Genomic DNA, 8,923 nt, shown 5'->3' with positions numbered 1-8,923 from the left:
GCTCCCGTATTAATCCGTGTGATGCCGAACCGGTCAGTCAGTGCAGCCATCACGACTTCGGCTTTGCGCGGATGTAGTGCCAGCGGGGTGTTAAATAGCCGTTGGGCCAAATGGGGTAAATTCATTACTCTACCTTTGGATCTTGAATGGTTTTATCAGCGGGAACATCCAGTTGCGCCCATGATGGCGGAGTCAAACCGCGTTCTTCGAATGCATCAAGTTCACGCTTACGCTGATCGAGCATCTCTTCCCAGTCTTCACCCGCGTTCTCTGCTGCCTCCATCTCAAGAGTAGAAAGCCCGGCATCCATACCCAAGATAGCGCCCTTCTTCTCCGCAACAGGATCTACCCATCCACGACCCGGCCCCATCCACTGCGCCCGGCAATAAGCCGCCCGTGCTTCTAAGAAATCAGGCGCACCAGCCGGTAACGGTAAATCTTCTATGTCGTGAATTTCTTCAATAAACGCGGTCAGAATGGGTTGAGCAAAGCCGATTGAGAAATCAGCACGACGCCGGGTTAAGGTTTTCCATGCCTCTAACATGGCAGAACGCGCTGAACTGTAGTTCACATCAGACCAATCTTGCGTCACTTGTTGAGTAGACAACCCCGTTGCTGCGGCGATATTACGCAGCGCCGCACTTTCAAAGCCTTCAAAGTTACTGTGCGGTCTCGCGGCATTGACAGTAGTGATTTTCTCGCCGGGATACATAATTGGGATACGCGCCCCATTTTGTAAAGACAAGCGGCGATCATTGTGAAACTCAACGCGTCCTTGTTGGTATGCGCCTAAATTCTCGTCTTCACTTTCACCCAAAGCCGCTTCTACAAGGGCCGGGTCATACGGGGACTCAATGTAAGCGCCGAAAATAGCATTCAGAATCGCAGCCTCAAGCTCCGACTGGTCATATTTAATGAGCATTTTTAGGCGCTGAACCACCGGCGTTAGAATACCGTTACCCCGATGTTGTGCTCCGCGTTCGTGATCATAATCATGAACCACATGCGGACGTCCCCACGCAGTTTCACGCGGTATACGTTCCCATGTCATGGTTTTTGCGCCGCTCCACCAGTCGCCAATATGGGCCTCTCGAATATGGTAAAACGTAGGGGCACCGTCATCGTCTATCTCTACACCGCCGCGAATATGTGGCATGTCGAAATTCTGTTGTGGGTTGCTGAGTCGGTCTGGGTCCACAATTTGAATTGTCGTAGCATAACGCCCCTTGCCGGGTCCTAACCTGTCTGTTCGATATTGCAGCACCGCAAGCGCATCACCATCTAACAGCTTATGCCGGAAACCCAAACGCAACATCTGTGAAACAGTTTGCTTTCTCTCAACGTCACAATAGCGACCGGGATCGTTAGCCCATGAACGCCAGTGTGCTTCAACTACTTTCCCGTACTCATCAGCCCAGGTTGCATCAAACGCTTTATTCCCTGTCATTAGCGCCAGCATCCGGTAATCAGGTTTGATAATGGGACGGAAATTAGCCCCGATAGCATTGTCAAGAACTCGGGTGATCGCACCGCTGGCCCAACCATCATTCCTTGCCAAATCACGGACACGCGACACAATGCGGTCGCGATAGATATTGATTTCGTTGTCTGGCGACCACAGCGCCGGCTGCCAGTTTGCCAGCTGATCACTGAATGTGTCGGCGGCGTCATAGGGCACACGACTACCACCAACCAGCATAGACAGCTTCGGACGTGATGGCGGCAACGGCTGTCCGTTTGGGCCTAGAATTCGTATTTCACTCATATCAGTACCTGAGCCTTATCGGGCGCCGTGGCCGTGAGACAATGCCCAGTTGGGCTTGTAAGAGTTGGATCAGCGCCAGTAAATCCGCCAGCGAGCTTTGTTGATACGAAACTGAACGCGTGCCGTCTCCCTGCGTGTAAGAAAAAGACACGCCCCGGCTTCCCGTCGCCAGATCGATATAAGCCTGTTGTGCTTTCGCTAGCGCATCTTGCAGTTGCTCACGCGTCATTGCACCCGCTAATAAACTCGTGTTTCTGTTAAACATAAATATCCTTGAGATAGCCGAGGGTTAAGAGGGCAAAAGTTGAGACATACGCTTACGCTTCGGCTTTTCCGGTTCCTGAATAATAACGCCGGGATATTGTAAGTTGATTTTTTCTTCCGGTTCGACGGGTGGGGGCAACAGTCGCCGACCAGGATCTGTTGCAATAATTGTTACCAGCTTATTCAGTTTTAGCCCTATATGAAATAAACCACACAGCGCAGCATACGCATATACCCGACAATCAAGCGCCTCGTTAGCCCGGCCAGATGGCAGTTCCCAGACACTGTACCGCTGCCCAGCGGACTCTTTCATAACCAGACGCTCCGCAGTCAGTTGGGTGAAATAACCCAAGTCCCGGTCTGTAGAAAAATGCATATACCCCGGCCCCGGCTTTTCGATATGTAATCGAGAACGGACAGAATCTTTTGCAGAGTTAACCCCAATGATTATCGGCCTGAAACTGGATTTTGTGCGCGGTGTGGGTTTTTTTGTGGGCCAAATTGGTGAGCGTCTGCCCATTTGTGCAGATTCACCTTTAATCGCCCACACGCGACGCCCCAGGCGCTCTTTCGCAAATTCATAAACTTTTTGTGTATGACTACCACCAGAATCCATGCACGCCGCCATAATCGTAAAACCACGGCCGTCAGCCCGTCGCCAGATTTGCGTAAGATAGGCATCCAATCTTAACCACGGCTCAGCGGTTTCAAGATCACCTTCTATAACGTCATATGCAATGGACCAGCTTTCTTCGTCCTTGCCCCACCCAACCACTTCAATTTCAAGCCGATCATTTTGCGTATCAATACCGGCTGTCAATACAGCAATATCATCAGGGACTTCTGCGCCAAATACCTCTCTTCTTGACAACAACACATCAACAGGCAGCTTTTTGCCATAATTAGGCCTGTGAGGCAGCCCCATCTGGGTATTCCACCACGCTAACTCTTTGTCTGGATCACCTTTAGCTCTAAGATACTTTTCCGCTATATCAGAGGGTTTATCTTTTTGCCACGGACTAAATAACTTAGATGCCTGATATCCTGCGTGTATATTGTCAATTCCTTGCTTGCCGCATTCAGGGCAAATAGCCCGATAAACAGCATGACGCTCTGAACAAGACCATTCCCATACTTGATTGATAGAGTCAGCATCATCTTGATTACGCCATGCTTGTTCATAAGCAGTTAAAGGAGCATGTCGAGAGCCACAACAATCAAACGGTTTAGTTTGATGCCATCGAATGGTTTTTAACGCTCGTAACCGCTCCCCCTCCGACCAGCCAGCGCCACAGCTTTCACAGTGGATCATAGCTGAGCGAGTAATATGTTTATCCCCTTCCTTGGGCCAATGAACATGCTTAAAAAAATCGAGAAATTGCCGGTGTTCGCAATGAGGGCAAGCTACAGAAGCTCTACGCTGGTCAGAATCCTCATAACTGGCGGCAATCCGGCTTTCATCTTCTACAGTGGGCGAGCAGGCCCGAACAGATAACCAGTTTAAACCAAACGTTGCTGTGCGTTCTTCCGCTAATGTTATTGGATCACCTTCTCTAGTGATGGGGTATTTATCAACTTCATCAGCCAGCAATACACGAATTGGGCGGCGAGCCAGGTTATCAGGACTACCCGCACCGGCCAGCGCCAGAAATCCACCAGTAAACGATTTATACAGTAATGTTTCTTTGGAATTTTTTTGCTTATTTCCACCCACCAATTTACGCAAGATGGGTGTTACCCTAACAAGAGGGGTAATACGTTCTTTGGAGAACTGCTCCGCTGCATCTTCCTTGGGTTGTAGCAGTAAAATAGGGCAAGGATCAAGATGAGCAAAATAGCCAAACAGATTCTCCAGTAATGCGGTTTTCATCAACTGAGTGCAACACATTACAGTGATGATATGTACCCCAGATTCAGTAGCCGCTAACATCGGTCCACGAGCAATCTCTACGGTTCCAGTCTCCCAATTCCCTGATGTACTCCCGGCCTCTTTTGCTAGTTTACGATACTGATCGGCCCAATCCGGTACACTAATACGCGGTGGCGGGGTCCAACCCCTGCGCACTGCGCTACAAAGACGGTCATGTTTCGTCTGTGTTAAATTCAGGCTCGCCGAGGCCAGAGATGTGTTTGTGGACATGTTCTATTAACACCTCTGTCATTCTGTCAGCAGGAACATCCAAGTCAGCCGCCATCAAGGGAGCCACCCTAGAAGGCCAGTTCATCCATGCGTCGCGTTGCTCACGAAAAGCAGAAAACAGAACCGCCTCGGCAACGGTCATCTCAACTAACAGCCCGTCCTCCTTTTCGTACTCTAACTTGGTCAATAATGCCAGGTAGTTTTCCTTTACCCGGCTAGCTTCTTCTCGGCTCATTTCGGCACCGGTAGCAATCATGATTTCTTTTACCGTATCTATGGTAGTTTCTTTGCCAATAGACCGATTTTTTTTGATCGCATTCTTCGTTCTTGGGTCTTGGCTATCTCGCAAAGTAGCCAAAGCTTTATCACTTGCCTCAACGTCAATCATATTGCCATCTAAGACAATATATTTTCCTGCCTTGATCCAGCGGCCAACCGTTTTTCTGTCAACCCCTGCGTGCTTTGCATAATCAACTTGAGTCATTGTTGTCATGAGACATTCCTTTGTGATGGGACACAGATTAAATGTCCCACCGTCTTTAATGTCCCATGCAGAAATCGACTCAATGCCAGATATGACAGGAGTTCAATCATTTCAAAGCAAATGACATGGGACACAAAATGAAAACTTATAGCTGGTAAAACATCGGGGCGCACAATGTCCCATGATTTAAGGGGTCTGAGTAAGGACCCAAAAAATCACCAGGGAACATATTGATAGCATCAGTTCTGCGGCACATAGAACTCACCATAATGTTTTTGGCAAAAGCTCTCATATGCAGCGACTGCGTCCTCAATCCTGTCAAACCTGCCGAGGGTATATTTCTTTTTATTCATCTGTGTTCTGGCTTTCCATTTCTGCCGTGACGGCTCCCAGAATACGCCTTTGAATCCGGACTTGTTTTTCTTACCTACTTCGACGTTGCGCTGGTTCTCTTCATTTGTGGCTTCACGTAAATTCGCTATCCTGTTATCGCTTTTGACTCTGTTGATATGATCAATCATATTGACAGGCCACTGGCCATATACATAGAGCCACGCTAACCGATGCGCCCGGTAGTGCTTTCCGTCTATAGCGATTGTGATGTACCCATGACTCTGTGAGCCGGCGACCCTGTCATGCCTGATACCTTTACGGGTATTATCCAGCCATGTAAACACTCCTGTGTCAGGGTTATAGTCGAGCAACTCTTTCAATTTTCTTTGAGTTAACTCCATCATGTCTTTCCCTGCCAGTTTAAGGAACAAAAAAACCTCGCGAGTGCGAGGCCATTAATATGTTTAAATCAATTATCTAGCTGTGACAGGGCTTTAAATGAGAATTAATATCATTTAATATCATTTAATATCATTTAATATCATTTAATATCATTTAATATCATTTAATATCATTTAATATCATTTAATATCATTTAATATCATTTAATATCTTGATGATGAGTCCCGAATTACTAATTTACCATCAAAACCAGTCACTATTATCTCGTTGTTATTCTCACTTACGATACATCTTATAGCATCCATATATTCTTTTGTTACATCCACACTGACTTTACATTCGATGGATTTACTCAGTCGCTTGTGCAACTCACGCAACATAATTGACGCTAAATTGGTGCTAACATCAAACCCGCTTAGTTCTGATTTTAGTTGATTAATGATATTTTCAACTTCTTCATGAGTGGGCAATGTCACTGTTGCATTCAATTCATACTTCATTACAACCTCACTTTGCTGTTTTAATAGCTTCATCTAGAGCCTGACTGATAGCCTGTGGCATTAATGCATCAGCCATCTTTCTTGCGCGTTCCTGATAACCCAAGATAGGCGCAACAGGCAGAGCATCACCGAACCGGATTAATAGTTTCGGCGGTCTTTGCTTTTTCCTCTCTCTGCGAGTGCCATTTGGAGAGCGCTTTAACCGCTTTTTGCTCTTCTTACCCTTTCTGCCTTTCTTACGTTGCCATACGCCATTGACACTATTATGTTCGCTGGTTGTGACTTCTCCGATAAATACATCGGGCTTGGCTTTTAACTGCTGGAGTTTGTTGCGGGGTAAGTTGCCATATTTGTTTAATTTAATGTTCTTTGGATTTAATAACGCACTGCTATTAAGCTTATGTACCCCGCCTATTTCAAATGGCGTTAAGTAGCTTGCGGCAATATCACGCACGAACACTTTAGCTTTTAGATTGCTCTTGCTCGCACCAACCGAGCCAACAGATTTAACAGTAAAGGGAGTCGGGTTATCTAACTTACGCTCTATCGCCTTCTTTTCAGCTTGTTCAATCTGCCGGGCAACTTTTGTTAATGCCTGAGCAGTGGCAAACGGGACTTGCTTCTTTATTTGAGTCAGCTTATTAGACAGTTCTTTTAATCCTGCCATCTTATTGACCTTAAGTTACATAGATAACTGCAACTCTGCGCCAATCAATCCAAGTGCGAAAACAGCTTCATCCGGATAATCAGCCAGCATCTTACGTATTACCTTTTCACATGTACTGACATTTTCTTGTTGTTGCTCTGACAATGAGGCAATTAACCCCCTAAACATCAGTATTGTTTGTTCATCTTGTGTCATCTCTTTCCCTTAAATAAAAAGGCCGCACTGGGCGACCGGATTGAATTTATGCCTGCTTTGTTAACCCACTCAGGCGGCGCGGGCTTCCTGCTTTCCACAGTCAAGAAAAATTGATATTTTGATCATTCCACAGTCAAGTAAGGAATAAGAAATGGCAGATTTCATTGTCCGTGTAGAATTAAGAAAAGCAGATAACTCAGATTACGATAAGCTCTATGATAAAATGAAAGCTAAGGGTTTTTCGAAATTTATTACTGCTGATAGCGGCAATAAATATGAGCTTCCTCCCGCTGAATACTATTTCAAGTCTGAATCAAAATCTCGACAGGAAGTAAGAGACTTAGCTTATGACGTCGCTAAGTCAGTCAATTCAAGACCTGCGGTTTTGGTCACTGAATCTGATGGGATAAGCTGGCGCGGACTTGACAGGGCTTAATCTTCATCAGGGTCTTTGGCGCAAGGTGGGCTAAGTTCTTCCGCTTCATCATCTCCATCACCTCGCCTTGGATCTTCTGTTTCAAGGGCAATAAAGCTATCTCTAATATTTCGGGCGAGGTATTTCGCCCTGTCGTTATCGGCATAGCGTCGAGATTCCATCTCTATATTTAGAGCATTTATTAAAGCCTCACGTGCTGCCTGTTGTGACTCGGGTGTTAAATCTTCAAATTTCATATTAAATCCTCTCTGAACCCTTTCCAGTTTGGAAACAGTTGGAATTAGAATATTCTGCTAAAAAGTCAGTATCCGCCCGCAGGGCGCCCATAAAGAAATCACTACTATCGTGCACTCTGTCAGCAGAATGCTCTGAGTTAGTTACTTCGTTGAAAGCATCTTCTCTTGCTTGCCCTGAAACTCAACTTTTGCCATTGCGCCTATCGCGTAAATAGCGCCGAGTACAAACCAGCCCTGATATACGACAAAAATGACAAAGGCTGTATCCGTCAGTAAGTCGTAATATCGGAATGCTGTCGGAACATGTTTGTACTCTTTAGCGAGCATATCCCTGCTAAATAAATAAGCCAGGAATTTAATCACACCAAAGAACCAGCCAGCGAAATAACCGACATTTACAAAACCTTCGATATTTTGCGTAATGCCAATAAATAAAAAGGACGCGATAATTGCGTCCAGAATGATTGAATATGTGTATTTCATTAATTTCTCCGGGATCATCACAGTCTTACTTCTTCCGAGGTCCTCACTTTGGGGACGGCTTGACCGAGCTGTATTTACTCGCCCACGCTTTAGCAATATGCAGACAGTCATCGTACATCTTGCCCTTTCTGCTTGCTGATGAAGCTCTTCGATAGTGATCGACCGCTTTGTCACTTGCCATACACGCAATAGATGAAGAAAAGCCGAGCTTGGTTAACTCGGCTTGTACGTTCTTCGCTATAAATTGCTCATGATTCATGTCTGCGGCTCTCCGTCCGGGAAGTCATCAAAGCCGGGTAACGTAAGCTGCGATAATTCCAGAATAACTTTCTTGGCCTGACGAAGTTTTTTAAGATGACGCTTGCGGAGGTTCATCATTTCACTACCTGGTCTACCAAAGTTGCTATAAGACCACTTATCAGCGGCCACCAGCCGATTCTGCATTTCACCAAGTGTCAGTGACTTTAAGCTTTCCATGTCCATCAATGAGAGATCTGACTGATTCTCTTTATCTGCTAAATCCAATAGCCAGCGACGCAAAGACTTGGCAACATCAGTATCAGCTAGCATCCCAATTAAATGGGAACCTCTGACAGAGAAAATTCTCACCTTCTTTTTACGTAAACTATTGTTTATTCCAATGGTCATTGACTCGGTGACCATTGTCATGTCGTCCGTGAATTCATCTTTGTTAGCATTGTAAAGATTGGTTACAGATTTCTCGCTCTTATATTCGAGCAGTTCAGCCATTTGCTTGTAAACCAAATTTTCCCATCATGATTATCGAAAGGGACAATAGTGTGATTTTTGAAAGTTAATGCGTTCATCGTGCTTTACCTTTTTAGAGATAGAGCCTGCCTCATAGAAAATCAGACCAAAGAATCAGCACAATCCTGATTTCCTCAAGCTCTATTTCCTAAACAGGTTCTTTGGGTTTGAATGCGCATGAGGTGCGCGGTGAAATTCGGATAGAAAAAAGTCCCGCGATTGCGAGACTCTGTTACTGACACTGAGTTTT

At 45.7% G+C, this 8,923-nt stretch carries 13 protein-coding genes and 1 pseudogene; 1 reads left to right on the top strand and 13 read right to left on the bottom strand.

Annotated elements, in window-relative coordinates; translation table 11 throughout:
- The 9 genes and pseudogenes from LG003_RS22050 to LG003_RS22010 form a co-directional block, all read right to left on the bottom strand.
- Nucleotides 1-125, bottom strand: a pseudogene (locus LG003_RS22050) (S49 family peptidase); the annotation flags it as partial.
- Nucleotides 125-1,765: a phage portal protein gene (locus LG003_RS22045; protein WP_262981648.1), complete on the bottom strand. Its 1,641-nt coding sequence runs from the start codon at nucleotides 1,763-1,765 to the stop codon at nucleotides 125-127. The pseudogene LG003_RS22050 and the gene LG003_RS22045, both read right to left, overlap by 1 nt.
- 1 nt (nucleotide 1,766) lies before the next feature.
- Nucleotides 1,767-2,030 carry a gpW family head-tail joining protein gene (gene gpW / locus LG003_RS22040; protein WP_036847803.1) on the bottom strand — a complete coding sequence of 88 codons (264 nt, stop codon included), beginning with the start codon at nucleotides 2,028-2,030 and terminating at the stop codon, nucleotides 1,767-1,769.
- A 24-nt stretch (nucleotides 2,031-2,054) separates the two neighbouring features.
- Nucleotides 2,055-4,169 (bottom strand): phage terminase large subunit family protein, encoded by a 2,115-nt coding sequence (locus LG003_RS22035; RefSeq protein WP_112879837.1) that lies wholly within the window; start codon nucleotides 4,167-4,169, stop codon nucleotides 2,055-2,057.
- On the bottom strand, nucleotides 4,111-4,662 hold the full coding sequence (locus tag LG003_RS22030) for a hypothetical protein (protein WP_112879838.1): 552 nt from the start codon (nucleotides 4,660-4,662) through the stop codon (nucleotides 4,111-4,113). The genes LG003_RS22035 and LG003_RS22030 overlap by 59 nt, the downstream gene beginning before the upstream one ends.
- 230 nt (nucleotides 4,663-4,892) lie before the next feature.
- Complete coding sequence (locus LG003_RS22025) at nucleotides 4,893-5,390, bottom strand: HNH endonuclease (RefSeq protein ID WP_112879839.1); 498 nt, start codon at nucleotides 5,388-5,390, stop codon at nucleotides 4,893-4,895.
- Between the two features lie 201 nt (nucleotides 5,391-5,591).
- Nucleotides 5,592-5,921 carry a hypothetical protein gene (locus LG003_RS22020; protein ID WP_112879870.1) on the bottom strand — a complete coding sequence of 110 codons (330 nt, stop codon included), beginning with the start codon at nucleotides 5,919-5,921 and terminating at the stop codon, nucleotides 5,592-5,594.
- Nucleotides 5,896-6,555: a hypothetical protein gene (locus tag LG003_RS22015; RefSeq protein WP_112879869.1), complete on the bottom strand. Its 660-nt coding sequence runs from the start codon at nucleotides 6,553-6,555 to the stop codon at nucleotides 5,896-5,898. The genes LG003_RS22020 and LG003_RS22015 overlap by 26 nt, the downstream gene beginning before the upstream one ends.
- 15 nt (nucleotides 6,556-6,570) lie before the next feature.
- Nucleotides 6,571-6,750 (bottom strand): hypothetical protein, encoded by a 180-nt coding sequence (locus LG003_RS22010; protein ID WP_112879876.1) that lies wholly within the window; start codon nucleotides 6,748-6,750, stop codon nucleotides 6,571-6,573.
- 151 nt (nucleotides 6,751-6,901) lie between these two features.
- On the opposite strand from LG003_RS22010, the gene ghoS reads away from it, so the two are divergent.
- Complete coding sequence (gene ghoS / locus LG003_RS22005) at nucleotides 6,902-7,186, top strand: type V toxin-antitoxin system endoribonuclease antitoxin GhoS (RefSeq protein WP_112879875.1); 285 nt, start codon at nucleotides 6,902-6,904, stop codon at nucleotides 7,184-7,186.
- Here ghoS and LG003_RS22000 read toward each other — a convergent pair.
- From LG003_RS22000 to LG003_RS21985, 4 genes are all read right to left on the bottom strand, one after another.
- Nucleotides 7,183-7,422 (bottom strand): hypothetical protein, encoded by a 240-nt coding sequence (locus tag LG003_RS22000; RefSeq protein WP_262981647.1) that lies wholly within the window; start codon nucleotides 7,420-7,422, stop codon nucleotides 7,183-7,185. The genes ghoS and LG003_RS22000 overlap by 4 nt on opposite strands.
- A 141-nt stretch (nucleotides 7,423-7,563) precedes the next feature.
- A complete protein-coding gene (locus tag LG003_RS21995; RefSeq protein ID WP_262981646.1) occupies nucleotides 7,564-7,905 on the bottom strand; it encodes a hypothetical protein in 342 nt (113 codons plus the stop codon).
- A 43-nt stretch (nucleotides 7,906-7,948) separates the two neighbouring features.
- Nucleotides 7,949-8,164 carry a hypothetical protein gene (locus LG003_RS21990; protein ID WP_112879872.1) on the bottom strand — a complete coding sequence of 72 codons (216 nt, stop codon included), beginning with the start codon at nucleotides 8,162-8,164 and terminating at the stop codon, nucleotides 7,949-7,951.
- Nucleotides 8,161-8,655 carry a hypothetical protein gene (locus LG003_RS21985; protein ID WP_262981645.1) on the bottom strand — a complete coding sequence of 165 codons (495 nt, stop codon included), beginning with the start codon at nucleotides 8,653-8,655 and terminating at the stop codon, nucleotides 8,161-8,163. The genes LG003_RS21990 and LG003_RS21985 overlap by 4 nt, the downstream gene beginning before the upstream one ends.
- Nucleotides 8,656-8,923 lie beyond the last annotated feature (268 nt).

The organism is Photorhabdus kleinii, assembly GCF_025384885.1.
In the GTDB taxonomy this organism is placed as follows: Bacteria; Pseudomonadota; Gammaproteobacteria; order Enterobacterales; family Enterobacteriaceae; genus Photorhabdus; species Photorhabdus kayaii.
This window is presented reverse-complemented; position numbering and strand designations above follow the sequence as displayed.